This window comes from Polaromonas sp. P1_E11, from assembly GCF_056405995.1.
The window spans coordinates 36,816-60,336 of the sequence record NZ_JBFUBA010000002.1 but is presented as its reverse complement, the minus strand read 5'-3'; the positions used below and the strand labels follow the sequence as shown (position 1 = coordinate 60,336).

Annotated in this window: 19 protein-coding genes; 5 read left to right on the top strand and 14 right to left on the bottom strand. The window is 61.1% G+C overall.

Annotation, left to right across the window (positions count from 1 at the left end; translation table 11 throughout):
• The first annotated feature begins 91 nt into the window (after window positions 1-91).
• Window positions 92-400: a hypothetical protein gene (locus AC1D11_RS07765; RefSeq protein WP_477646557.1), complete on the top strand. Its 309-nt coding sequence runs from the start codon at window positions 92-94 to the stop codon at window positions 398-400.
• Window positions 401-560: 160 nt separating this feature from the next.
• Window positions 561-2,270, top strand: a complete 1,710-nt coding sequence (locus tag AC1D11_RS07760) for a thiamine pyrophosphate-binding protein (protein ID WP_477646558.1) — start codon at window positions 561-563, stop codon at window positions 2,268-2,270.
• Window positions 2,271-2,411: 141 nt separating this feature from the next.
• On the opposite strand, the gene AC1D11_RS07755 is transcribed toward AC1D11_RS07760, so the two are convergent.
• The 7 genes from AC1D11_RS07755 to yedA all read right to left on the bottom strand — a co-directional run bounded on the left by AC1D11_RS07755 (window position 2,412) and on the right by yedA (window position 10,169).
• Window positions 2,412-4,061, bottom strand: coding sequence for an ABC transporter substrate-binding protein (locus AC1D11_RS07755; RefSeq protein ID WP_477646559.1), 1,650 nt, complete (start codon window positions 4,059-4,061; stop codon window positions 2,412-2,414).
• A gap of 135 nt (window positions 4,062-4,196) precedes the next feature.
• Window positions 4,197-5,210, bottom strand: a complete 1,014-nt coding sequence (locus tag AC1D11_RS07750) for a peptide ABC transporter ATP-binding protein (protein ID WP_477646560.1) — start codon at window positions 5,208-5,210, stop codon at window positions 4,197-4,199.
• A complete protein-coding gene (locus tag AC1D11_RS07745) occupies window positions 5,207-6,223 on the bottom strand; it encodes an ABC transporter ATP-binding protein (protein ID WP_477646561.1) in 1,017 nt (338 codons plus the stop codon). Before AC1D11_RS07745 ends, AC1D11_RS07750 begins: the two co-directional genes overlap by 4 nt.
• A 132-nt stretch (window positions 6,224-6,355) precedes the next feature.
• Window positions 6,356-7,255 (bottom strand): ABC transporter permease subunit, encoded by a 900-nt coding sequence (locus tag AC1D11_RS07740; protein ID WP_457280471.1) that lies wholly within the window; start codon window positions 7,253-7,255, stop codon window positions 6,356-6,358.
• The gene (locus tag AC1D11_RS07735) at window positions 7,252-8,262 is read right to left on the bottom strand and encodes an ABC transporter permease subunit (RefSeq protein ID WP_477646562.1); all 1,011 of its coding nucleotides are present in this window, start codon (window positions 8,260-8,262) and stop codon (window positions 7,252-7,254) included. The genes AC1D11_RS07740 and AC1D11_RS07735 overlap by 4 nt, the downstream gene beginning before the upstream one ends.
• 414 nt (window positions 8,263-8,676) lie before the next feature.
• A complete protein-coding gene (locus AC1D11_RS07730; protein ID WP_122956824.1) occupies window positions 8,677-9,135 on the bottom strand; it encodes an SWIB/MDM2 domain-containing protein in 459 nt (152 codons plus the stop codon).
• 122 nt (window positions 9,136-9,257) lie between these two features.
• Window positions 9,258-10,169: a drug/metabolite exporter YedA gene (gene yedA / locus AC1D11_RS07725; protein WP_477646563.1), complete on the bottom strand. Its 912-nt coding sequence runs from the start codon at window positions 10,167-10,169 to the stop codon at window positions 9,258-9,260.
• 92 nt (window positions 10,170-10,261) lie between these two features.
• On the opposite strand from yedA, the gene AC1D11_RS07720 reads away from it, so the two are divergent.
• Entirely contained in the window at window positions 10,262-10,753 is a 492-nt protein-coding gene (locus AC1D11_RS07720; RefSeq protein WP_007873193.1) for an Lrp/AsnC family transcriptional regulator, read from the top strand.
• On the top strand, window positions 10,750-11,271 hold the full coding sequence (gene rraA, locus AC1D11_RS07715; protein WP_477651088.1) for a ribonuclease E activity regulator RraA: 522 nt from the start codon (window positions 10,750-10,752) through the stop codon (window positions 11,269-11,271). The genes AC1D11_RS07720 and rraA overlap by 4 nt, the downstream gene beginning before the upstream one ends.
• Before the next feature lie 204 nt (window positions 11,272-11,475).
• Here rraA and fdhF read toward each other — a convergent pair whose 3' ends face one another.
• From fdhF to oxc, 6 genes are all read right to left on the bottom strand, one after another.
• Window positions 11,476-14,313 carry a formate dehydrogenase subunit alpha gene (gene fdhF, locus AC1D11_RS07710; RefSeq protein ID WP_477646565.1) on the bottom strand — a complete coding sequence of 946 codons (2,838 nt, stop codon included), beginning with the start codon at window positions 14,311-14,313 and terminating at the stop codon, window positions 11,476-11,478.
• Window positions 14,314-14,422: 109 nt separating this feature from the next.
• On the bottom strand, window positions 14,423-16,117 hold the full coding sequence (locus tag AC1D11_RS07705) for an NAD(P)H-dependent oxidoreductase subunit E (protein WP_477646566.1): 1,695 nt from the start codon (window positions 16,115-16,117) through the stop codon (window positions 14,423-14,425).
• 43 nt (window positions 16,118-16,160) lie between these two features.
• Complete coding sequence (frc, locus tag AC1D11_RS07700) at window positions 16,161-17,408, bottom strand: formyl-CoA transferase (RefSeq protein ID WP_477646567.1); 1,248 nt, start codon at window positions 17,406-17,408, stop codon at window positions 16,161-16,163.
• Between the two features lie 124 nt (window positions 17,409-17,532).
• Window positions 17,533-17,979, bottom strand: a complete 447-nt coding sequence (locus AC1D11_RS07695; RefSeq protein WP_477646568.1) for a PAS domain-containing protein — start codon at window positions 17,977-17,979, stop codon at window positions 17,533-17,535.
• Between the two features lie 110 nt (window positions 17,980-18,089).
• Window positions 18,090-19,361, bottom strand: coding sequence for a formyl-CoA transferase (frc, locus tag AC1D11_RS07690; protein WP_477646569.1), 1,272 nt, complete (start codon window positions 19,359-19,361; stop codon window positions 18,090-18,092).
• 28 nt (window positions 19,362-19,389) lie between these two features.
• Entirely contained in the window at window positions 19,390-21,108 is a 1,719-nt protein-coding gene (gene oxc / locus AC1D11_RS07685) for an oxalyl-CoA decarboxylase (protein WP_477651089.1), read from the bottom strand.
• Between the two features lie 183 nt (window positions 21,109-21,291).
• Between oxc and AC1D11_RS07680 the strand changes: the two genes are divergently transcribed.
• Window positions 21,292-21,900 carry a Crp/Fnr family transcriptional regulator gene (locus AC1D11_RS07680; protein WP_477646571.1) on the top strand — a complete coding sequence of 203 codons (609 nt, stop codon included), beginning with the start codon at window positions 21,292-21,294 and terminating at the stop codon, window positions 21,898-21,900.
• Window positions 21,901-21,968: 68 nt separating this feature from the next.
• Here the strand turns inward: AC1D11_RS07680 and AC1D11_RS07675 are convergent, their stop codons facing one another.
• Window positions 21,969-23,498, bottom strand: coding sequence for a tripartite tricarboxylate transporter permease (locus AC1D11_RS07675; RefSeq protein ID WP_477646572.1), 1,530 nt, complete (start codon window positions 23,496-23,498; stop codon window positions 21,969-21,971).
• Window positions 23,499-23,521 lie beyond the last annotated feature (23 nt).

The window sequence follows — 23,521 nt, the reverse complement described above, 5'->3', positions numbered from 1 at the left end:
CTGTTGGATGACACATGGCGACCAAGGGTACATCCATAATGAAGCAGGTACCGGCCATCCGCGCCGGCACCGGCAGGCAAAGGAGATGGTCATGAACAATTCAGACACACCGAAAGACGGCGACTTCGCAAACTGGGTTGACCAGAAGGCCGAGGCGCTCAAATTTGAACTGGGTGAAAAATTCCCGGTACCGCCGTCCGAACTGCATTCTCCCTCGGTGCATGTAGAGACCGGCCGGCAGAAGCTCGAAGAGGTACTGCTCGAACACGAGCAGCCCACGGAAGAGTTTCTCGAAGAACTCAGGGCCCTTGAAGGAGCGCCACCGCTCAGTGACGAAGAGCTGGCGCGGCAGGCCCTCGCCGCCGGCGGTGGTGACGGCGACGCGGCTACGCCTGAATAATTGTTCCACCCCCGTCCAGGCTCACTGCGTGTAGCCTGTTCCCCCCTCAAGGGGGCGGCGCCTGCGGCCCGGCAAAGCCGGTTCCGCGGCCCCTGCTTGATTGAAGAGCCCCATATTCAGTCGCTGCGCCAGTGTCTGTTCCAGCGGCACAATAGGCTTCATGAATTCCCAACTCGCCGGCCACCTTCTCGTCGATTGCCTTCTGGCCCAGGGCGTTACCCATGCGTTTGGCGTTCCCGGTGAAAGCTACCTGGCCGTGCTCGACGGCCTGCATGCACGGCAGGACAAAATCCAGTTCGTCACCTGCCGGCAGGAGGGCGGCGCAGCCTTCATGGCCGAAGCCCATGGCAAGCTGACGGGGCGGCCCGGCGTGTGCATGGTCACCCGCGGGCCGGGCGCGACCAACGCGTCCATCGGCGTGCACACGGCTTTCCAGGACTCGACGCCCATGGTGCTGCTGGTGGGGGACGTGGCCAGCGACTGCCGCGACCGCGAGGCCTTCCAGGAGGTGGACTACGCCAGTTTCTTCGGCCCCAGCACCAAGGGCTTTGCCAAGCGGGTCGAGCGGATTGATGAGGCCGACCGCATCCCCGAATACGTGGCGCGCGCCTTCGCCACCGCCATGAACGGCCGCCCGGGCCCGGTGGTGCTGGTGCTGCCGGAAGACATGTTGACCCGCATGACAGCCGCGCAGCCGCTGCCGCGTGTGGAGGCCGTGCAGGCCTGGAGCGACCCGGGCTCGCTGCGTACGCTGCGCGAGATGCTGCTCAAGTCCGAGCGGCCGCTCGTCATCGCCGGTGGCGGCGGCTGGACGCCGCAGTCGGCGCAGGCGCTGCAGCGCTTTGCTGAAAACTGGAAGCTGCCCGTGGGCAATGCCTTCCGCTTCCAGGACACCTTTGACAACCACCATCCGCTGTATGCGGGCGACGTGGGCATTGGCCTGAACCCGAAGCTGGCCGCGCGCGTGAAGGCCAGCGACCTGATCATCGCCATAGGCCCGCGCCTGGGCGAGATGACGACCGGTACCTACACACTGCTGGAGGCGCCCCGGCCCAAGCAAAAGCTGGTGCATATCCATTCAAGCGCCGAGGAACTCAACCGCGTCTACCAGGCCGATCTGGCCATCAATGCCACGATGAACGCGGCTGCGCGATCGCTGGAGGTCCTCACGGCGCCGGTGTCTGTGGCCTGGGAAGCCTGGACGGTATCCGCGAACGAGGACTACCTGGAAAACCTGAAGCCGACACCTTCCGCCAACCTGCCGGGTGATATCGACATGCCGGCCATCGTCGGCCTGCTGCAAAAGCAGCTGCCGGCGGATGCCGTGCTGACCAACGGCGCCGGCAACTTTGCCAGCTGGGTGCATCGCTTCTTTCAGCATCACGGCCTCGTCAAAGGCCACAAGACGCAGCTGGCGCCTACCGTGGGCGCGATGGGTTATGGCGTGCCGGCCGGTATTGCTGCGGCCATCACGACCGGACGGGTGGCTTTCACCATCGCGGGTGACGGCGACTTTTTGATGAACGGCCAGGAACTGGCCACGGCCGTGCAGCACGGCGCCAAAAGCATCATCGTGCTGCTCAACAACGGCATGTACGGCACGATCCGAATGCACCAGGAGCGGGAGTATCCAACACATCAAAGCGGTTCAAGCCTGAACAACCCGGACTTTGCGGCGCTGGCGCGTGCCTACGGTTACGCCGGCGTGCGTATCACGCGCACCGGGGAGTTTGAGGCGGAGCTGCTGGCGGCGCTGGCTCGGAAGGAAGGAACGGTGATTGAGGTCACGCTGGATCCGGAGGTCATCACGACGCGCGGCACCCTGTCTGCCATCACGCAAGGCGCGCAGGCTCGAATGCTATCAAAATAGGAGCTGCTTGCGCCCGCCCTTATTGATCTGGAGGCCTTTTTTTCTTGATGAATGAACTGAAAAAGCAAAAAAAAGGCCGGGTCACCCCGGCCTTTTTTGTGGCGGCAGCTTCATGACGAAGCCGCCTGAACCTGTCGAGGTTTACTCCTTGATGTCGACAGCGTAGAAGTTGTGGCGGCCGAACGGGCTGTTCTTGTAGCCGATCACGCTCTTGCGAATGGGCTTGAGCTGCACCGCGTGGGCGATGGTGAACCAGGGCGCCTGCTCCTTGAAGATGACCTGGGCCTGCTGGTAGAGCTTGATGCGCTCGGCAGGATTGGTCACCGTCTTGGCCTTCAGGACCAGGTCTTCATACGGCTGGTAGCAGAACTTGGCGATGTTGGAGCCGCTGGCGGACTGGGCCGAAGCGCAGCCGAGCAGGGTGTACATGAAATTGTCAGGATCGCCGTTGTCGCCGGTCCAGCCCAGCATGCCCATCTGGTGTTCGCCAGCCTGCAAACGCTTGCGGTACTCGCCCCATTCGAAGCTCTTGATCTCGGCGGTCACACCGACCTTGACCAGGTCAGCCTGCATCAACTCGGCAATGCGCTTGGCATTCGGGTTGTACGGGCGCTGCACGGGCATGGCCCACAGGTCGGTGGTGAATCCGTTGGGGAAGCCGGCCTGGGCCAGCAATTTCTTGGCGGCTTCGGGGTTGTACTCGTCGTCCTTGACGGCGTTGTTGTACGCGGCCATGGTCGGCGGGATCGGGTTCTTGGCGGCAACACCGGTGCTCAGGTACACGCCGTCAACGATGGCCTTCTTGTTGATCGCCATGTTGATGGCCTTGCGCACGCGCACGTCGTCGAACGGCTTCTTGGTCGTGTTGTAGGCCAGGTAGCCCACGTTCAGTCCGGCCTGCTCGACGATCGTGACGTTGGCGTCCTTGCGGATCGCGTCCAGGTCGGCGGGGTTGGGGTAAGGCATGACATGGCATTCGTTCTTCTGCAGCTTGGCCCAGCGGACCGAAGCGTCAGGCGTGATCGAGTACACGAGGTCGTCGATCTTGGCCTTGCCGCCCCAGTACTGCGGGAAGGCCTTGTAGCGGATGACGGCGTCTTTCTGGTACTGCACCAGGTAGAAGGGACCGGTACCGACCGGGTCCTGGTCAATTTTTTCCGGCGTGCCGGCTTTCAACATGGCGTCGGCGTATTCCTTGGACTGCACGGCCGCGTAAGGCATGGCCAGGTTGGCGAGGAACGGCGCTTCAGGCTTGTCCAGCGTGATCTTGACGGTGTAGTCGTTGACCTTTTCCACCGATTTCAGCAGCTTGGGCATGCCCATGTCGCTGAAGTAGGAGTGGTTGGGGCTGGTGACCTTGAAGAAGGCGTTGTCTTCTTTCCACTGGCGCTCGAACATGAACAGCACGTCGTCGGCGTTGAAGTCGCGCGTTGGCTTGAAGGCCTTGTTGCTGGCGTGCCATTTCACGCCCTTGCGCAGGTGGAATGTGTATTCCTTGCCGTCGGCGGAGATGTCCCATTTCTCGGCCAGGCCGGGAACGACCTTGGTGCCGCCGTATTCGAATTCCACGAGGCGGTTGTAGACGGGTTCGTTGGCATCAAACGACGTACCCGTGGTGTTGACGCCGGGGTAGAAGTTTTCGGGGCTGCCTTCAGAGCAGAACACCAGCGTCTTCGCGGAGACGGGTGAAAGTGCCAGCAGCGCTGGCAGGGCAACAGCGCACAGCAATGCGCGCTGGACCGGGCGCAACTTACTTGCGCGGGGGCTTGCACTTGGTTTGGTCTGAATCATGGACGATCCCTTTGGAGGTTAATGCTGCTTTTGCAGCGGGGGCTTGCGGCCAGATTGCACAACATTTGTGACGTTGTGCGCCCTGGTCATTGAAAAACGTGGCCTGAAACCGGTGCTTGAGCGCATGGTTTCAGGTCACGCAGTGAGAAAGTTTTCAGCATAGTGGCACGCAACCTGCCGGTCCGCAACTTCGCGCAGCTGCGGCCTTTCGGCGCGGCAGCGGTCGGTGACGTGCGGGCAACGGGTAGAGAACACGCAGCCGGTGGGCGGGTTCAGCGGCGAGGGCAGCTCGCCTTTGAGCACGATGCGTTGCTTCACCCCGGTGCCGGCCAGGCCGGGTGTGGAGGCCAGCAGGGCCTGGGTATAGGGGTGCAGGGGCCGGTTAAACAGGGCATTTTTCTCGCCTTGTTCAACGGCATGGCCCAGGTACATCACCAGCACGTCGTGGGCGATGTGGCGCACCACACCCAGGTCGTGCGAGATAAACAGGTAGGCGAGACCCATGGACTGCTGCAGGTCGGCCAGCAGGTTGAGTACCTGGGCCTGGATGGAGACGTCCAGCGCCGACACCGGCTCGTCGGCTACCACCACCGTGGGGTTGAGCATCAACGCGCGTGCAATGGCGATGCGCTGGCGCTGGCCGCCCGAGAACATGTGGGGGTAGCGGTCGTAGTGCTCGGGGCGCAGGCCCACCATGGCCAGCATGGCACGGGCCTTGGCGGCGCGCTCCGCAGCGGTCAGGCTGGTATTGATTTCAAGCGGTGCCTCAAGAATCGCACCGATTTTTTTGCGCGGGTTGAGAGAGCCGTAGGGGTTCTGGAACACCAGCTGCACGGCTTTGCGCAGGCCCTGACGCTCTTCCTGGCCGCCGTTCACCGCGTCGATGCCGGTGATGCGCAATTCGCCGCCGGTAGGGGTTTCGATCAGCGAGACCATACGGGCCAGCGTGGATTTACCGCAGCCCGATTCGCCTACAACGGCCAGCGTCTTGCCAGCGTGGACCGAGAAGGAAACGCCGCCGACGGCCTGCAGGTGGTCGGACTTGCGCATGAAACCGCGGCGGATTTCATAGACCTGCTTGAGATTTTTGGCCTCGACGACCGGCCCGACGGGCAGGGTGCCTGGCGTGGTGATGGCGGCGGTGCTCATTGCGCGGCCTCCACCAGCGGGGTGTCGTGTTCGATGTTGGCCTCGCGGCTGGGGTCACCCAGCGGGTAGTGGCAGCGAACCATGCCGTCCTTCCAGGCGCGCAGCAGCGGGCGCTCGTTGCGGGAATGTTCGGTGGCATAGGCGCAGCGCGGAGCAAACAGGCAGCCGGCAGGGCGGTCATAGAGGCCTGGCACCATGCCGGGGATGGTCGCCAGGCGGGAGCTGCCGTCGCTGCGTTCAGGCAGGGCCGACAGCAGGGCTTCGGTGTAGGGGTGCTGGGGCGTGTTGAAGAGGGCCTGGGCGTTTTGCTCTTCCATGATCTGGCCGGCGTACATGACGGCGATGCGCTGCGCCATTTCAGACACCACGCCCATGTTGTGCGTGATCAGCACCAGGGCCATGCCGCGCTCCTTCTGGAGGCTGCGCAGCAGGTCCAGGATTTGTGCCTGGATGGTCACGTCGAGCGCCGTGGTGGGTTCGTCGGCGATCAGCAAGCGCGGGTTGCAGGCAATCGCCATGGCAATCATCACGCGCTGGTTCATGCCGCCGGAGAGTTGGTGGGGATAGGCCTTGAGGCGGCTCTCTGGCGAATTGATGCCGACCTGCTCAAGCAGTTCGATGGCCTTGCGTGTGGCGGCCTTTTTATCCATACCCAGGTGCAGGCGCAGAGTTTCGGTGATCTGGAAGCCGACGGTGAAGCAGGGGTTCAGGCTGGTCGTGGGTTCCTGGAAGATCATCGCCACATCTTTGCCGATGAGCTTGTTGCGCTCGCCTTGCGAGAGCTTGAGGAGGTCATGGCCGGCAAACCGCAGTTTGTCGGCTTTCACGCGGCCGGGGTAGGCCACCAGGCCCATCAAGGCCATCATGGTGACGCTTTTACCGGAGCCGGACTCGCCCACGATGCCGAGGACTTCGCCTTCTTCCAGCGACAGGCTGATGCCGTCGACGGCGTGCATCACGCCGTTTTGTGAGGGAAATTCAACAGAAAGATTTTCGATTTCAAGAAGGGCCATATTAGTAACTCCCCCTTCTCGGCTCACTTCGTGTAGCCGGATCCCCCCGCAGGGGGCAACAGCTGCGGCCCGGCAAAGCCGGTTCCGCGCTGTTACTTGCGAAGAGGTTCATGAGGGGTGGGTGAATCTTGTTCATCTTTTTAGCTTGGGATCGAATGCATCACGCAGTCCGTCGCCGAGCAAATTGAAGGCCAGCACAGTGATCAAAATTGCGAGGCCCGGGAAGGTGACTACCCACCAGGCGCGCAGGACAAATTCGCGGGCGTCGGCCAGCATGGTGCCCCATTCGGGTGAGGGCGGCTGGGCGCCCAGGCCCAGGAAGCCCAGGGCGGCTGCGTCCAGGATGGCGGTGGACACGCCGAGCGAGGCCTGGACGATCAGCGGCGCCGTGCAGTTGGGCAGGATTTCGCTGAACATGAGGCGGATGCGGCTGGCGCCGCTCATGCGGGCGGCGGTCACGTAGTCACGCGAGGTTTCGGCGATCACGGCGGCGCGCGTGATGCGCACGTAATGCGGTAGCACGACGATGGCCACAGCCAGCATGGCATTCATCAGGCCGGGGCCGAGGATGGCCACGATCACAATGGCCAGCAACAGGCTGGGCAGCGTCAGGATGATGTCCATGAGGCGCATCACGGCGATCTCGAAGATGCCGCGGAAAAAGCCTGCCAGCAGGCCCAGCACCGTGCCGACGACCACCGACAGCGCCACCACGGCCAGGCCGATGACCAGCGACAGGCGGGCGCCGTACATCAACCTGGTCAGGATGTCCCGGCCGATGGCGTCCGTGCCCAGGGGGTAAGTCCATGACCCGCCGGTTTGCCATGCTGGAGGTTTGAGGAACACCGCATTGTTGGTGATATTGGGCGCGTGCGGCGCCAGCAGCGGCGCGAACAGCGCGATCAGCAACACGCCAATGACAATGACCAGGCCGATCACGGCGCCGTTGTTGGCACTGAAGTAGTTCCAGAATTCGCGCAGCGGATGCGGTGGCGCGGGCGCAGTAGCGGGTTTCAAGGTGGCCGTGCTCATCGCTGATGCCTGATGCGTGGGTTAATGATGCCGTAGGTGATGTCCACCAGAAGGTTGACGGCCATGACGATGGCGCCCAGGAGCAGGATGCCGCCTTGCAGAACGGGGTAGTCGCGGCGGCTGATGGCTTCGATCAGCCACTTGCCGACGCCCGGCCAGGAAAAAATGGTTTCGGTGAGGATGGCGCCGGTAAACAGCACGCCCACCTGCAGGCCGATCACGGTGACCACCGGGATCAGCGCGTTGCGCAGCGCATGCAGGGCCACCACGCGCAGGTTGGAAAGTCCTTTGGCGCGCGCGGTACGGATGTAGTCTTCGCCCAGCACTTCCAGCATGGCCGATCGCGTCATGCGCGCGATCACCGCCAGCGGGTTGGTGCCCAGCACGATCATGGGCAATATGAGATGGGAGGCGGCCGACCAGAACGCGCCTTTGTCTTCCGAGAGGAGCGAGTCGATCAGCAGAAAGCCGGTGGTGGGCTCAATGAAGTACTGCACCGACAGCCGGCCAGACACGGGTGTCCAGCCGAGCTGCACCGAGAACAGCAGGATCAGCAGCAGTCCCCACCAGAAAATCGGCATGGAATACCCCGTGAGGGACACCCCCATGACGCCGTGGTCAAGTATGGAGTTTCGTTTGACCGCTGCGAGGATGCCGGCCGGGATGCCGATCAGCAGGGCAAACAAAATGGCGCACACGGCGAGTTCGATTGTGGCTGGAAACAGCGTAAGGAACTCGCGCAAAACTGGTTCCTGCGTGATCAGGGACTTGCCCAGGTCGCCCTTGAGAACGCGGCCGATGTAGATGCCGTACTGCACCATTACGGGTCGGTCCAGGCCGTATTCCTTGAGCAATTGTGCGTGGCGCACCGGGTCGATGCCGCGCTCGCCCGCCATGGTTTCGATCGGGTCGCCGGGCACCATGCGGATCAGGAAGAAGGCCAGCAGCGTCATCCCCAAAAAGGTGGGAATGATCAGGCTCAGTCGGGTAAAAATAAAGCGCAGCATTATCGCGGGATGCTAAGGCAGGTCCTGGGACGGGCTGTGAAAAAACCGTCGCGCTGGTGACAGGCAGGGCGCGCGAAATTTTTCGCCGCCTCGGTTTTTGAATGCAGTAGCTGCAGTGGCATCAACATGGAGTCTTGTTTTGTTAAGTCTGGTGCGGGCGGTGCCGCGGGGAATTTTTTATCTTAGCAACAATAGCGTCGTTTTTCGACTGTGCCGCTGGTGGCAGGCTACCGAGTAACCCTATGGCATTAGCATACGTTTCAGGTCGTTTTGGGCGTTAATGGAAGCGGGGCGGAGAGCGCCGGAGTAACGCAGGAAGCGTGCCAGCGGTTTTGGGTCTGATGTGGACCCTACAGCACGCACGCATAAAAAAAGGCCGGTGTAAACCGGCCTTTTGAAATCGGCAGGAGCCGATTACTTGACGTGCTTGCCGATCAGGCCAGCCATCTCGAACATCGACACTTGCGCCTTGCCGAAAACGGCGCGCAGTTTTTCGTCGGCGTTGATCATGCGCTTGTTGACCTTGTCTTGCAGGCCCTTGGATTTGATGTAAACCCACAGCTTGCTGACGATCTCGGTACGTGGCAGAGGCTTGTCGCCAACCACTGCTGCCAGCGCTGGGCTCAAGGTCAGTGCCTTCATGAACGCTGCATTGGGCGTGCGCTTTTTGGCAGGCGCTTTTTTCGCTGCTGGCTTTTTGGCCGCAACTTTCTTGGCGGGAGCTGCCTTCTTCGCGGCTACCTTCTTTGCAGGAGCTGCTTTCTTCGCAGGAGCCTTCTTTGCAGGAGCTGCTTTCTTCGCAGCTACTTTCTTTGCCGGAGCAGCCTTTTTTGCAGGCGCTTTTTTAGCCGGTGCTTTTTTTGCAGTTGCCATGATTGATTTTCCTTCTAGAAGTTGATAAATCACCACACGGATAACTACTCTTCCTTGTGGCAATGCGGATGCTACTGGAGAAAAACGCAGTTTCCTAGCGAAAGCGCACTTTATTTGCGCTTTTATGTTGCAGATTTACCTCTGAAAATCAGGAAAACGCCCATGAGAATCACGCCGCAAGCAGCCCATTCGCCCCCAGTGACGTACTCTCCGGCGAAGAATGCACCGAGAAAAATCGCGATCAGGGGGTTCACAAAGGCATAGCTCGTGGCTACTGCAGGTGAGGCATTGGCCAGTAAATAGAGGTAGGCGCTGAAGGCGATGAGCGAGCCAAACACCACGAGATAGAGCCATGCAAGCACGGCTTCAGGCTGCGCGGGCCAGTTGGCAGCGGCTTCGCGGTGCTCACCCAATGCAAGAGAAATCGCCATCAACACCGCGCCGCCACACAACATTTCGCTGGCAAAACCCGCGGGGCCATTCGCCAGCGGCAGCCGGGTGGTGGACAGCACCGAGCCAAGTGACCACAGCAAGGTCGCCCCCGCAATGCACGCCATGCCGACGGGAGCAGCGCTAAAGCTGGCGCCTTGCACCAGCATCAGCACACCCGCCAGCCCCACCACCATGCCCAGGAACTCCAGCCTGCTGGGCCGCTGGCCCAGCAGGAGGCCCCAGGCCGACACCATCATGGGAACCACCGCGATGAAGGTGGCGATCAGTCCGGAGCCGATGTGAACTTCAGCCGATGCTGTCAGCCCCATCCCGCCGCCCAGCATCAGGGTGCCGATGACTGCGGCGTTGGCCCACTCGCGCCTGCTGGGCAGCTTGTGCCCGCGTATCAGCACCCATGCCATCATCAGAAGGCCGGCCGCCAGGAAACGCGTGCCCATCTGGAAGAAAGGCGGAAAACTGATCAGGGCAAAGCGGATTGCCAGGTAAGTGGAGCCCCACACCAGGTAACAGGCGAGCAGGGCAGGGATCAAAAGCGCCGGCGCTTTGCCGGTGGCGGAGGATGAAATGAGCGCAGAGGTCATGCCTGCATGGTAGGTTGCCAAACGCCGTCAGACTATGCAAAACTAACGGCAAAACTGCAGCTGGCCTTTAAATTTAAAGCTTGAAAAGTGATATGACCGAAACTACTGAGTGGGACCATTACGACAGCCGCATCCTCGGCGAACTGCAGCGCGATGCGCGGATCACCATGGCCGAGCTGGGCCGCCGTGTTCACCTGAGCCAGCCGGCAGTCACGGAGCGTGTGCGCAAGCTCGAACTGGGCGGCGTGATCAAAGGTTACCGGGCCGAGGTTGACCTGGCGCGGCTGGGTTACGGCATACGCGCTATTGCGCGGGTAGGGCGGGTCGAGTACGCCCGGGTGGTCAAGCTGATCGAGCAGACGCCTGAAGTCATCAATGCCTACAACGTGACCGGCGAAGACAGCTGGGTGCTGGAAATCGCAGTGATCGACGTGGCGCACCTGGACGCGGTGGTGACCAAATTCTGCATCCTGACGGAGACCTCGACGTCCATCGTCCTCAATGCGCCCCGCGAAAACGCGGTGGTTTTGCCCGCCCGCCGTGAAGACATCAAACCCGTCATCAAGAAAGTCACCGGAAAATGAGCCAGGACAAATCCTCTTTCCCAGCCTTCTTCGCCACCTGCGATCTCTGCGACCTGCATAAGGGTGACACCTCGGGTCATTTCAGGGTGCTCCCGCCTGTTTTCAGGAGCTACGGCGGCCTTCAGAAATTCAGCGGTCCCGTCGTCACGGTGAAATGCTTTGAAGACAACACGCCGGTCAAGGCGGCGGTGGAGTCGCCGGGCGAGTCGCGCGTGCTGGTGGTGGATGGCGGCGCCTCGTTGCGTCGTGCCTTGCTGGGCGGCAATCTGGGTGCCGCAGCCGCCAAAAACGGCTGGGCCGGGGTTGTGATTGACGGTTGCGTGCGGGATGTCGCGGAGCTGGCGCAATGCCAGACCGGCATCCGCGCACTGGCAAGCGTGCCGCTGCCCACGGAAAGGCGCCAGGCGGGCCTGCGTGACATCGCTGTGCAGATACAGGGCGTCTGGGTGCGGCCGGGCGACTGGCTCTACGCCGACGAGGATGGGGTGGTGGTGATGCCGGCGCCTGCGCAAGCGTAGACGCAGGGCGCTTGCAATCCAGGCGCTCTACCGCCGGGCGCAGAGGTTTGCAGCGGGGGCGCTGGATGGAATATTGGAAAAACCGGCCTCAACCTCAATAAACAAGGGCGTGAGTGGCTATAAATTTAATAGCACTCACGCGCTGTCTTTGAGCAGCAGAGGCGGGCCGCTCATGCCCTGCTTCTCATTGCTGCCAAAAAATACTCAGAACCCCGCAAGAGCGATCGAGTTCTTCAGCGCCTGCCCGCCACCGTAGCTGTCCTGCTCGGGCGGCACGCCGCCCAGCGACACGCGGATCGCGCAGTACTTGAACTCCGGGATCTTGGCAAACGGGTCCAGCGCCGCGTTGGTCAGCTTGTTGATGGCTGCTTCGTAGTAACAGAAAGGTACAAAAACCGCACCGCGTGGCGAGCTTTCGTCGGCGCGGGCATACAGTTCCACCTTGCCGCGGCGTGACTCGATGGTTACGACATCGCCCGGTTTGCCGCCCAGGGCCGCAAGATCCAGGGGGTGCACCAACGCAACCGGATCCGGCTCGATCGCATCGAGCACCGTCGCGCGTCGGGTCATGCTGCCGGTGTGCCAATGCTCCAGCTGGCGGCCGGTGATCAGCACCATCGGGTATTCGGTGTCCGGGCGCTCATTGGCCGGGATGATGTCGGCCGGCACAAACTTCGCGCGGCCGCCTTCACGGGGGAAGTCATCCACAAACACCACCGACTGGCCTGGATCGCCTTCCTTCATACAAGGGTAGGTGACCGAATGTTCGCGGTCAAGCCTGTCCCAGGTGATGCCGCCAATGCTCGGCATGGTGTGGCGCATCTCGTCGAAGACTTCGCTGACATGGTTGTAGTGCCAGCCGCAGCCCATCCGGTTGGCGATCTGCGTGATGATCCAGAGGTCCTGGCGTGCGTCGCCGGGCGGGTTGATGGCCTTGCGGCCCATCTGCACCAGGCGGTCGGTATTGGTAAAGCTGCCGTCTTTTTCCGGGAAGGCGCTGGCCGGCAAGATCACGTCCGCCAAGTAGGCCGTTTCGGTCAGGAAGATGTCCTGCACCACGAGGTGGTCCAGCGCCGCCAGGGCTTCACGCGCGTGGTTGGCGTCGGGGTCTGACATGGCCGGGTTCTCGCCCTGCACATACATGCCCTTGATGCCGCCCTTCTTGATGGCGTGCATCACCTCGACCACCGTCAGGCCGACCTGGTCGTCCAGGGTGCCCGGGGCCAGCTTCCAGGCCTTCTCGAAACTGGCGCGGACCTCGGGCTTGGACACATGCTGGTAGTCCGGCAGCATCATGGGGATCAGGCCGGCGTCGGACGCACCCTGCACGTTGTTCTGGCCGCGCAAGGGGTGCAGGCCGGTGCCGGGACGGCCAATCTGGCCGGTCATCAGCGAGAGGGCAATCAGGCAGCGCGCGTTGTCGGTGCCGTGCACGTGCTGCGAAACGCCCATGCCCCACAGGATCATCGAGCCTTTGGAGGTGGCGAACAGGCGGGCCACGTAACGCAGCGTGTCGGCGTCGATGCCGCAAATCGGCGCCATCAGCTCGGGCGTGTAGCCTTCAACGTTCTTGCGCAGCTCTTCGTAGCCGATGGTGCGGCTGTCGATGAAAGCCTGGTCCACCAGGCCCTCGGTCACGATGACATTCATCATCGCGTTGAGCATGGGCACATCGGTGTCGGGCTTGAACTGCAGGTGGCAGTGCGCCATGCGGGTGAGGTCGGAGCGGCGGGGATCCATCACGATCAGTTTCGTGCCGTTTTTCACGGCGTTCTTGATCCAGGTGGCCGCTACGGGGTGGTTCACCGTCGGGTTGGCCCCGATGATGACCACCACATCGGCCTTGGTGACATCCATCACCGGGTTGGACACCGCGCCGGAGCCGATGCCTTCGAGCAGGGCGACGACGGAGGACGCGTGGCACAGCCGCGTGCAGTGGTCCACATTGTTGCTGCCAAAGCCGGTGCGCACCAGCTTCTGGAACAGGTAGGCCTCTTCGTTGCTGCCCTTGGCCGAGCCGAAACCCGCCAGCGACTTCTTGCCGTGCTGGTCGCGGATCGCGGCGAGTTTGCCGCCGGCAAATTCCAGTGCTTCTTCCCAGCTTGCTTCGCGGAACACGTCCATCACGCGGTCGGGGTCCATGCTGAAGTCGCCTGTCTTGGGCATGCCTTCGCGGCGGATCAGCGGCTTGGTCAGCCGGTGCGGGTGGTGGGCGTAATCAAAACCGTACCTGCCTTTGACGCACAGGCGTTCATGGTTGGCGGGGCCGTCGCGGCCTTCCACAAAAAGAATCTTGTCGTCCTTGACGTTGTAGGTCAGCTGGCAACCCACACCGCAGTAGGGACACACAGACTCGACCTGCTTGTCCGGCACGGTCAAGGCAGCCTCGCGGGCCGGCATCAGGGCGCCCGTCGGGCAGGCTTGTACGCATTCGCCGCAGGCCACGCAGGTGGACGCACCCATGGGATCATCCATATCGAAGACGATCTTGGCTTGGTCACCGCGGAAGGCCAACCCGATCACGTCATTGACCTGCTCGTCACGGCAGGCGCGCAGGCAGCGCGTGCACTGGATGCAGGCGTCCAGGTTCACGGCAATGGCGGGGTGCGATACATCCTGGCGCACCTGCTGGCGCGCCTCGAAACGGGGCTTGCCGACGCCGATCCTGGCAGCCCATTGGTCTACCTCGTTGTTGCGGGTGTATTCCTTTTCGGGCATGTCCGAGAGCAGCAGCTCGAGCACCATTTTTTGGGACGCCACAGCGCGCTCACTGTCGGTGACGACCTTCATGCCGGCGGCAGGTGCGCGGCAGCATGAGGGGGCGAGCACGCGCTCACCGTTGATCTCGACCATGCAGGAGCGGCAGTTGCCGACGGCTTCCATGCCTTCCTTGAAGCACAGGTGGGGGATCTCCACGCCTTCGCGCTTGGCGACCTGGAGCAGTGATTCGGTGGCGCGACCCTGGACTTCGCGGCCGTTGAGGCTGAAGCTTACGAGCGGCGAGTCGAGTTCGGCGAGTTCCTGCCGGGTAATTGCATTCATTGGAGATCCTTAAAGTGCACAGCTCGGCCGGCCGCAGCGCCGGGCCGCCCCAAGCAAGGCCAGCCCCCTCGGGGGGCAGCGTAGTACGCAAAGCGACAAGCGTGGAGACTCATAGTTCGTGTGGGAAGTACTTGACGACGCAGTCCATGGGATTGGGCGCTGCCTGACCGAGGCCGCAGATCGATGCGTCGCGCATGACCAGAGACAGGTCTGCCAGCAGGGCGAGGTCCCACTTGGGCTGTTCCATGAGGTGTGCCGCTTTCGCCGTGCCGACGCGGCAGGGCGTGCACTGGCCGCAGGATTCATGGTGAAAGAAACGCATCATGTTGCGCGCCGCGTCGGTGGCCGTGTCCTTGTCGGACAAGATCATCACGGCGGCCGAGCCGATGAAACAGCCGTAAGGCTGCAGCGTGTCGAAGTCCAGTGGGATGGTGTTCATCGTGGCGGGCAGGATGCCGCCTGAAGCACCGCCAGGCAGGTAAGCATAAAACTTCTGGCCGTCGAGCATGCCGCCGCAGTATTCGTCGATCAGCTCCTGGATGGTGATGCCGGCCGGTGCCAGCTTGACGCCAGGCTCCTTTACCCGCCCTGAGACGGAGAACGAGCGCAAACCCTTGCGGCCATTTCGGCCGTGCGAGGCGAACCATTCACCGCCTTTTTCCAGGATGTCGCGCACCCAGTACAGCGTCTCGAAGTTGTGCTCCAGCGTCGGCCGGCCAAACAGGCCTACCTGCGCTACGTAGGGCGGACGCAACCGGGGCATGCCGCGCTTACCCTCGATAGACTCGATCATGGCCGACTCTTCACCGCAGATGTAAGCGCCCGCGCCGCGGCGCAGTTCGATTTCCGGCATGCCGGTCATCAGCGGGTCTAGCCGCAACCTGGCCAGTTCGGCCGCCAGCATGCTGCGGCAGCCGTGGTACTCGTCACGCAGGTAAACGTAGATCTTCTCGATGCCGACGGCCCAGGCGGCAATCAGCATGCCTTCAAGGAAACGGTGCGGGTCTCGCTCCAAGTAGACGCGGTCCTTGAAAGTGCCGGGCTCGCCTTCGTCGATGTTCACGGCCATCAGGCGCGGGCCTTTTTCGGCACGCACGATGCGCCACTTGCGGCCGGAAGGAAAGCCGGCGCCGCCCAGACCGCGCAGGCCGGAGTCTTCCATGGTCTTGAGAACAGCTTCGATATCCCGCTCGCCCGAAATGCACTGCTTGAGCAGGCTGTAGCCGCCTTTCGCCTGGTAGGCGGGCAGGTCGGTAAAACCTTCGGGAACATGCTCGGTGGCCCTTGCCGCCACGGTTGCGGCGATGGTTTCGCAGCTGGCGTTTGGCACCGGGTTTTGTCCCACCACAGCCGCAGGGGCTTGCTCGCATCGCCCGATGCAAGGCGCAGCAATGACCCGGACTTCCCGTCCGAGCAGGGCAGGGAGCTTGGCCAGCAAGTCCTTGGCGCCTGCCATCTCGCAAGCAAGGCCGTCACAGACCCGTACGGTGAGTGCGGCGGGAGCGGCTTCGCCTTCCTTGACCACGTCGAAATGGTGATAGAAGGTTGCCACTTCGTAGACCTCGGTCTGTGCCAGCTTCATCTCCTGGGCCAGCGCTGCCAGGTGGGCGGCCGACAAGTGGCCGAACGCATCCTGAATCTTGTGCAGATGCTCAATCAGCAAATCCGCCCGGCGCGACTCGGTGCCCAGCAGGCGCTGTACTTCCGCCAGCGCCTGCGGGTCGACGCGGCGTCCCTTTGGCGCTTGACGCTTTCGCTGCTTGGAGGCGTCGATGACGGCGATGGGAATGATGGGATGGTTCATTGGGCTCGCTGTGTGGCTGGCTTTGGTGGCGGGAGGGCCGCGCCTAAATGACGCGCTCGGCCCTTAATTCGGCGATGTAGTCGGCGCCGTAGCCCAACTGCGTCAGTACCTCGTCCGTGTGCTCGCCCAGCAGGGGAGAGCGGGTGACTTCAGTGGCACTGTCTGACATCTTGATGGGATTCCCCACGGTCAGGTATTTGCCGCGGGTGGGGTGATCGATTTCAACAATGGTGCCGGTCTCGCGAAGCGCGGGCTCTTCGGCGATTTCCTTCATGGAGAGGATGGGGCCGCAGGGAATGTCGTATTTGTTGAGAATCTCCATGGCTTCGAACTTGGTCTTGGTCATGGTCCATTTTTCGATGCGCGCGAAGATGGGCTTCAAGTGCAGCAGCCGGGCTGCCGGCGTCGCAAAGGCTTCGTCGTCAATCCAGCCTTCTTCGCCGATGACCTTGCACACGGCTGGCCACACGGCGCCCTGTGTGATGAAGTAGATATACGCGTTGGGGTCGGTCTCCCAGCCCTTGCATTTCAGGATGGAGCCGGGTTGGCCGCCGCCGGATGCATTGCCGGCGCGGGGAACGGCTTCACCGAATTTGCCGTCGGGGTACTGCGGATACTCATGCATGGTGCCGGTGCGTTCCAGTCGCTGCTGGTCACGCAGCTTGACGCGGCACAGGTTCAGCACGGCGTCCTGCATGGGTGCCAGTACTTTCTGGCCGCGCCCCGTTGTGTTGCGCTGATAGAGGGCAGCGACGATACCCAGGGCAAGGTGCAGGCCGGTTCCACTGTCACCGATTTGTGCGCCAGTGACCATGGGCGGGCCGTCATCAAAGCCGGAGGTGGAGGCCGAACCGCCGGCACATTGGGCAACGTTTTCGTAAACCTTGCAGTCTTCGTAGGGGCCGGGGCCAAAACCCTTGACCGATGCGACGATCATTCGGGGATTGAGCTTCTGGATGTGTTCCCAGGTGATGCCCATGCGGTCAAGCGCGCCTGGCGCGAAATTTTCGACCAGTACATCACACTCCTTGATCAAGGTGTCCAGGACTTCCTTGCCCTTCGGCTTCTTGGTGTCCAGCGTGATTGATCGCTTGTTGTGGTTGAGCATCGTGAAATACAGGCTGTCTACGCCGGGTATGTCGCGCAACTGTCCGCGAGTCGCGTCACCTTCGCCAGCGCGCTCGACCTTGATGACGTCTGCGCCGAACCATGCCAGCAACTGGGTACACGTCGGCCCGGACTGGACGTGGGTGAAATCAAGGATGCGAACGCCGTCTAACGCTTTGCTCATGAAAGTTCCTGCTGGAGGTTGAAATGGATGCTCGTATGGCTTGCGCCATGCTGCAGGGCACCTGGGTGCCCGGTTCAACCCCTATGTTAATCACTGCACCGGTGATGTGCCTTTGTCTTTTGGGTTACGGTGTTTTGCCTTGAGGGAGAAGCTGCATCTCCAGTTCCGTCAGGCGTTTTTTCAGATTGCGTTCTTCGGCAAAGCGGGCGGTTTCATCGCGGATCACCGCGACGATCGCCGATACCTTGTTATCCGGGGTGTGTAACAGCGCGACGGTAAAGGCAATAGACAAGCCATGCCCGTCCTTGTGCACTGCGGGCACACGAAGGACGTCGTTGCCATACCGCGTTTGCCCGGTCGCCATGGTCTTGTGATAGCCGTCCCAGTGACGTTGCTGTTGGCGCTGCGGGATGATGATGTCCAGCGATTTACCCAGCGCTTCTTCTTCTGTGAAGCCAAACATCCGCTGGGCCGCAGGGTTCCACAAGACAATTGCACCGCCGGCGTCGGAAGCCACAATGGCATCGCCAACGGCCTCCACTAGCTGTTTCAGGTCGGTTGTTGTTTGCATATGTCCACTCCTGTTGCTGGCAAATAAGCTGGTTGAGGCTTTAAAAAAAACGGCGCTCAATCTGAACGCCGTCTTTCCGGGCCATCAAGACCGCTACTTCAAGATTGCGCTCACACCGCTTTTGCAGTGTGCATGGCCGCGATCTGGTCTTTGCTGTAACCGAGTTCAGCAAGAACCTCATCGGTGTGCTCGCCCAGCAGGGGCGATGCGGTTACTTCGGGCTTGGTGTCAGAGAACTTGATCGGGCTGCCCACGGTGAAGTAGCTACCGCGCACCTTGTGCGGTACTTCAACGATGGAGCCGCTGGCACGCAAGGATTTGTCGTGCAACAACTCTTTCATCGACAACACGGGCGCGCAAGGAATATCAAATTTACGGAAGACGTCCACGGCTTCGAACTTCGTCTTGTCAGCGATGAATGCTTCAATCGTGGCGAAGATATCCATGATGTGCGGCTGGCGTGCCTTGGCCGTGGTGTAGGCCGGGTCGGTTTTCCACTCGGGTTTGCCCAGTGCGTCGCAGATCGGCTCCCAGGCGTGCCCCTGGACCGTGAAATAGATGTACGCGTTGGGGTCGGTTTCCCAACCCTTGCATTTCAGAATCCAGCCGGGTTGTCCGCCACCGCCGGCATTGGCGCCACGCGGCACCACGCCGTCTTTGAAGGCGTCCATTTCATGCGGGTATTGCGGGTACTCTTCCAGGTAGCCGAGGTTGTCCAGGCGCAGCTGGTCGCGCATTTTGACGCGGCACAGGTTGAGCACACTGTCCTGCATGGACACGGCGACTTTTTGGCCCTTGCCAGTCTTCTGGCGGCCGATATAAGCCGTCAAAATACCGATGGCCAGATGCATGCCGGTATTGCTGTCGCCCAAAGCGGCAGACGAAATGGTGGGACCTGAGTTCTCGCCCTTCCAGTAGCCGGTGGTGGATGCTGCGCCGCCTGCGCACTGGGCCACGTTTTCGTAAACCTTCAGGTCTTCGTAGTGGTGGCCGTCAGAGAAACCCTTGACGGATGCCAGAATCATTTTTGGGTTGAGCGACTGGATGTGTTCCCAGGTGAATCCCATACGGTCCAGCGCGCCGGGACCAAAATTCTCGACCATCACGTCGGATTCCTTGATGAGCCTCTCCAGCACTTCCTTGCCTTCGGGCTTTTTGGTGTCCAGCGTCAGTCCGCGCTTGTTGCTGTTGAGCATGGTGAAATACAACGCGTCAGCGCCTTCGATGTCACGTAGCTGGCTTCGGGTAACGTCGCCAGAGCCAGGACGCTCGACCTTGATTACGTCAGCGCCGAACCAGGCCAGCATCTGAGTGCAGGCGGGACCGGCCTGAACGTGGGTGAAGTCGATGATTTTGATGCCTGCGAGTGGTTTGTTGCTCATTTTGATTTCTCCTTGGGATGGCTTTGGATTACTTCTTTGCTGCAGCACTCTGCGGATTCAGGCTGGTGATTCGACCACTTTCGGTTCCTGCGGTTTCGTCGATGATGGCGTTGATCAGGGTCGGCTTGCCAGATTTAACGGCTTCGTCCAGCGCCTTCGCCAATTCGGCCGGAGTGTTGGCCAAAACGCCCACCCCGCCGAAAGCCTGCATCATCATCTCGTAGCGTGCGTTCTTGACGAAAACGGTGGGCGCCACATCGCCGCCGCGAGGATTCACGTCGGTGCCCTTGTAAATGCCGTTGTTGTTGAAGACGATAACGCAGACGGGGAGGTTGTAGCGGCAAATCGTCTCGACTTCCATGCCGCTGAAACCAAAAGCGCTGTCGCCTTCGATTGCGATTACGGGTTTACCCGTGGTGACTGCGGCGGCAACGGCAAAACCCATGCCGATGCCCATGATGCCCCAGGTGCCGACGTCAAGGCGCTTGCGCGGCTCGTACATGTCGATAATGCTGCGCGCGAAATCCAGCGTATTCGCGCCTTCGTTGACAACGATGGCATCGGGGCGCTCTTTAACCGCATTGCGGATGACGTTCAGCGCGCTGTGGAAGTTCATCGTCGGCGGGTTCAGCGCCAGGGTTGCCGCCATCTTGGAAAGATTCTTGTCCTTGCGCTCGGCGATCCCCTGAGTCCATTCGGCCGGTGGTTTGGCCCACTTTGAGCCCAAACCTTCCAGCAACGCCGAGACGCACGAGCCGATGTCGCCGACCAGCGGTGCGGCGATCGGTACGTTGCTGTCCATCTCGGTCGGCGAGATGTCGATCTGGATGAACTGCCGGGTGTCGGCGTTCGGGCCGCCCCAGGTCTTGCCTTTGCCGTGCGACAGCAGCCAGTTCAGGCGCGCGCCGACCAGCATCACAACATCGGCTTCTGCCAGTACGTGGGAGCGGGTGGCAGAAGCCGACTGTGCATGCGTGTCAGGCAACAGGCCCTTGGCCATGGACATCGGCAGGTAGGGGATGCCGGTTTTTTCGATCAGGGCACGGATATCGGCATCGCACTGCGCATAGGCGGCGCCTTTGCCCAGCACGATCAGCGGCCGTTTGGCACCTTTGAGCAGGTCGAGCGCGCGTTTGACCGAATCGGGCGCCGGGATCTGGCGGGGAGCAGGGTCCACAACCTTGATGAGCGACTTTTTGCCGGCTGCGGCATCCATGGTCTGCCCGAACAGTTTGGCCGGCAGGTCGAGGTAGACACCGCCAGGGCGGCCGGACAGCGCCGAACGTATGGCGCGCGCGATGCCGACGCCAATGTCTTCGGCGTGGAGGACGCGAAATGCTGCTTTGCACAATGGCTTGGCAATTGCCAGCTGGTCCATTTCTTCGTAGTCACCCTGCTGAAGATCCACAATCTCGCGCTCGCTTGAGCCGCTGATCAGGATCATCGGGAAGCAGTTGGTCGTTGCGTTCGCCAGTGCCGTGAGGCCGTTGAGGAACCCGGGCGCCGACACCGTCAGGCAAATGCCGGGCTTTTGCGTCAGGAAGCCAGCGGCAGCTGCGGCATTGCCGGCATGCTGCTCGTGGCGAAACGAAATCATGCGAATGCCTTCGGCCTGCGCTTTACGCGTCAGGTCGGTGATGGGGATGCCGGGCAAGCCGAAGATCGTGTCAATGCCGTTGAGCTTGAGCGCGTCGATCAGCAGGTGAAATCCATCGGTCTGCTCTCCGGATTGGGTGTCTTTTGTCATTTGAATGTCTCTTCGTTTGACTTGGGTAAAAATTGAGCAGGCCTGGCTGTCCATTGGCATGCACGAGGGTCATTTGCATCGTCGGGTTATCATAGGAATTGATTCAGGTTTCACCCTTGACCGAGGTCAACTTTCTCTGTATTTGGACCGCACAAACGTGTCAGTTCCGCACCCTCCCAACCCATGTTGTCCATACAAAACCATCCAGATAGAAATGTCATTCGTGTTCAGCTGGCACAGAACATAGTTCTGAAGGGGATTACGACGGAACAGAGCGCTGAACTGGAGCCGCATCTGGTGATTGTTGATGGTCAGAAAGGTGACTCGCTCCTGCATCAGGGTGTGCATGAAATGGAGCAATATTTCATCCTTGAAGGCATCCTGAAGCGGGTGGTAACCAATGAGCAGGCCAAGGAGATGATTCTTCGTTTCGCCGACGAACGCGACATGGAAACCAGTTATGCCGCGTGGCGCCTCGGTACGCCCACGCCTTACAGCACTGTTTGTGTGACCAAGGTCCGGGTGGCAAAGCTGCCGCTGCAGGAGTGGGTGGCGTTCCTGGAGCGTCACCATGAAATCAAGCAGTCGTTCGAATATTACGTAATGCGCCTGATGAGCGAAATCATGGCCCATACCATTACGCTGCATTTGCTGGATGCACCGGGCCGCGTCAAGCGCTTTCAGCGCAAGCATCCCGAACTGTTTGACCGTATTCCCAAGAAAGAATTGGCGTCCTACCTGAACCTGTCAGCAGAAACCCTGAGCCGACTCAAGCAGCGCGGCAAGATCTGACGGAAAAGCGAAGCGGGAATAAAAAAGCCGGGTGATATACCCGGCTTTTTTGTTATGGGCTCGAATGCTCAGTCCACAGGCTGTTCCGCTGCAAATTCATTCTTCTTGGGCGGGCGAATTTTGGCCAGAACGCGGGAGATCAGCGGCCACAGCAGCAAAACCAGGGCAAGTGTCGTGATGCCACCTACCAGCGGGTTAGACCACATGATGGACATTTCACCTTGTGACACGAGCATGGCCTGGCGGAACGAGTCTTCGGCCTTATCTCCAAGGACCAGCGCCAGCACCAGCGGCGCGAGTGGATAGTCCAGTTTCTTGAAGAGATAGCCGACCACGCCGAACAGCATCATGAACCAGATGTCCAACATGGCGTTGTGGACGGTGTAGGCGCCGATGGCGCAGATGACCACAATGATGGGCGCAATGATTGAGAACGGGATGCGCAGGATGGAGGCAAACAGCGGGACCGTGGTCAGTACAACGATCAGTCCTACAAGGTTGCCCAGGTACATGCTGGCAATCAGTCCCCAGACGAAGTCTTTTTGCTCAACGAACAGCAGTGGCCCGGGCTGCAGGCCCCAGATCAGCAAGCCGCCCAGCAACACAGCTGCGGTGGGTGAACCTGGAATGCCCAGTGCCAGCATGGGTAGCAAGGCACTGGTGCCGGCGGCGTGCGCTGCGGTTTCGGGAGCAATGACACCTTCGATCTCACCGGTACCGAACTTCGGGCCGTTCTTCGACATTTTCTTGGCAAGGCCGTAACTCATGAATGAGGCCGGTGTTGCGCCGCCAGGGGTGATACCCATCCAGATGCCGATCAGCGAGCTGCGAACCGACGTCATCCAGTACTTCGGCAGCTTTTTCCATGTCTCCAGCACGACCTTGGGGTCGATCTTGGCGCTTTTGCCGGAGAACGCCAGTCCTTCTTCCATGGACAGAAGAATCTCGCCGATGCCGAACAGGCCGATCACCGCAATCAGGAAATCGAAGCCGCGCATAAGGTCCGGAATCCCAAAGGTCAGGCGTAGCTGGCCGGTTACGGTGTCCATGCCGACAGACGCCAATGCAAAGCCGAGCGTCATGGACGCGAGGATCTTGAACGGAGAGCCTTTGCCCATGCCCACGAAACTGCAGAAGGTCAGAAGGTAGACCGCGAAGAACTCTGGTGGACCGAACTTGAGTGCGAACTTGGCCACCAGGGGCGCCAGAAAGGTGATCATCACGACGGCGACAAAGGCGCCGACGAACGATGAGGTGAACGCAGCTGTCAGCGCGGCGCCCGCCTTGCCTTGTTGAGCCATCGGGTAGCCGTCAAAGGTGGTTGCTACCGACCAGGGCTCCCCCGGTATGTTGAACAGGATGGAGGTGATCGCACCACCAAAAAGCGCACCCCAATAGATGCAGGACAGCATGATGATGGCCGAAGTGGGCGACATCGTGAACGTGAGGGGCAGCAAAATGGCCACCCCGTTGGCTCCGCCCAGGCCGGGCAGCACGCCGATCAGCACACCCAGGATGATGCCCACGAACATCAGGACAATGTTCATCGGCGTCAGGATGACGCTGAATCCGTGAAAAAGCGAGTTTAGTTCTTCCATTTCGATATCCGGTAAAAGTTCAG

Bases quoted from the DNA above. Each gene is read 5' to 3' on its own strand.
- fdhF (WP_477646565.1), bottom strand. From the start codon at position 14,313: ATGAATGCAATTACCCGGCAGGAACTCGCCGAACTCGACTCGCCGCTC.
- AC1D11_RS07765 (WP_477646557.1), top strand. From the start codon at position 92: ATGAACAATTCAGACACACCGAAAGACGGCGACTTCGCAAACTGGGTT.
- AC1D11_RS07720 (WP_007873193.1), top strand. From the start codon at position 10,262: ATGACCGAAACTACTGAGTGGGACCATTACGACAGCCGCATCCTCGGC.
- AC1D11_RS07675 (WP_477646572.1), bottom strand. From the start codon at position 23,498: ATGGAAGAACTAAACTCGCTTTTTCACGGATTCAGCGTCATCCTGACG.
- AC1D11_RS07745 (WP_477646561.1), bottom strand. From the start codon at position 6,223: ATGGCCCTTCTTGAAATCGAAAATCTTTCTGTTGAATTTCCCTCACAA.
- AC1D11_RS07705 (WP_477646566.1), bottom strand. From the start codon at position 16,117: ATGAACCATCCCATCATTCCCATCGCCGTCATCGACGCCTCCAAGCAG.
- oxc (WP_477651089.1), bottom strand. From the start codon at position 21,108: ATGACAAAAGACACCCAATCCGGAGAGCAGACCGATGGATTTCACCTG.
- AC1D11_RS07760 (WP_477646558.1), top strand. From the start codon at position 561: ATGAATTCCCAACTCGCCGGCCACCTTCTCGTCGATTGCCTTCTGGCC.
- AC1D11_RS07730 (WP_122956824.1), bottom strand. From the start codon at position 9,135: ATGGCAACTGCAAAAAAAGCACCGGCTAAAAAAGCGCCTGCAAAAAAG.
- AC1D11_RS07750 (WP_477646560.1), bottom strand. From the start codon at position 5,210: ATGAGCACCGCCGCCATCACCACGCCAGGCACCCTGCCCGTCGGGCCG.
- rraA (WP_477651088.1), top strand. From the start codon at position 10,750: ATGAGCCAGGACAAATCCTCTTTCCCAGCCTTCTTCGCCACCTGCGAT.
- AC1D11_RS07755 (WP_477646559.1), bottom strand. From the start codon at position 4,061: ATGATTCAGACCAAACCAAGTGCAAGCCCCCGCGCAAGTAAGTTGCGC.
- yedA (WP_477646563.1), bottom strand. From the start codon at position 10,169: ATGACCTCTGCGCTCATTTCATCCTCCGCCACCGGCAAAGCGCCGGCG.
- frc (WP_477646567.1), bottom strand. From the start codon at position 17,408: ATGAGCAAAGCGTTAGACGGCGTTCGCATCCTTGATTTCACCCACGTC.
- AC1D11_RS07695 (WP_477646568.1), bottom strand. From the start codon at position 17,979: ATGCAAACAACAACCGACCTGAAACAGCTAGTGGAGGCCGTTGGCGAT.
- AC1D11_RS07680 (WP_477646571.1), top strand. From the start codon at position 21,292: ATGTTGTCCATACAAAACCATCCAGATAGAAATGTCATTCGTGTTCAG.
- AC1D11_RS07740 (WP_457280471.1), bottom strand. From the start codon at position 7,255: ATGAGCACGGCCACCTTGAAACCCGCTACTGCGCCCGCGCCACCGCAT.
- AC1D11_RS07735 (WP_477646562.1), bottom strand. From the start codon at position 8,262: ATGCTGCGCTTTATTTTTACCCGACTGAGCCTGATCATTCCCACCTTT.
- frc (WP_477646569.1), bottom strand. From the start codon at position 19,361: ATGAGCAACAAACCACTCGCAGGCATCAAAATCATCGACTTCACCCAC.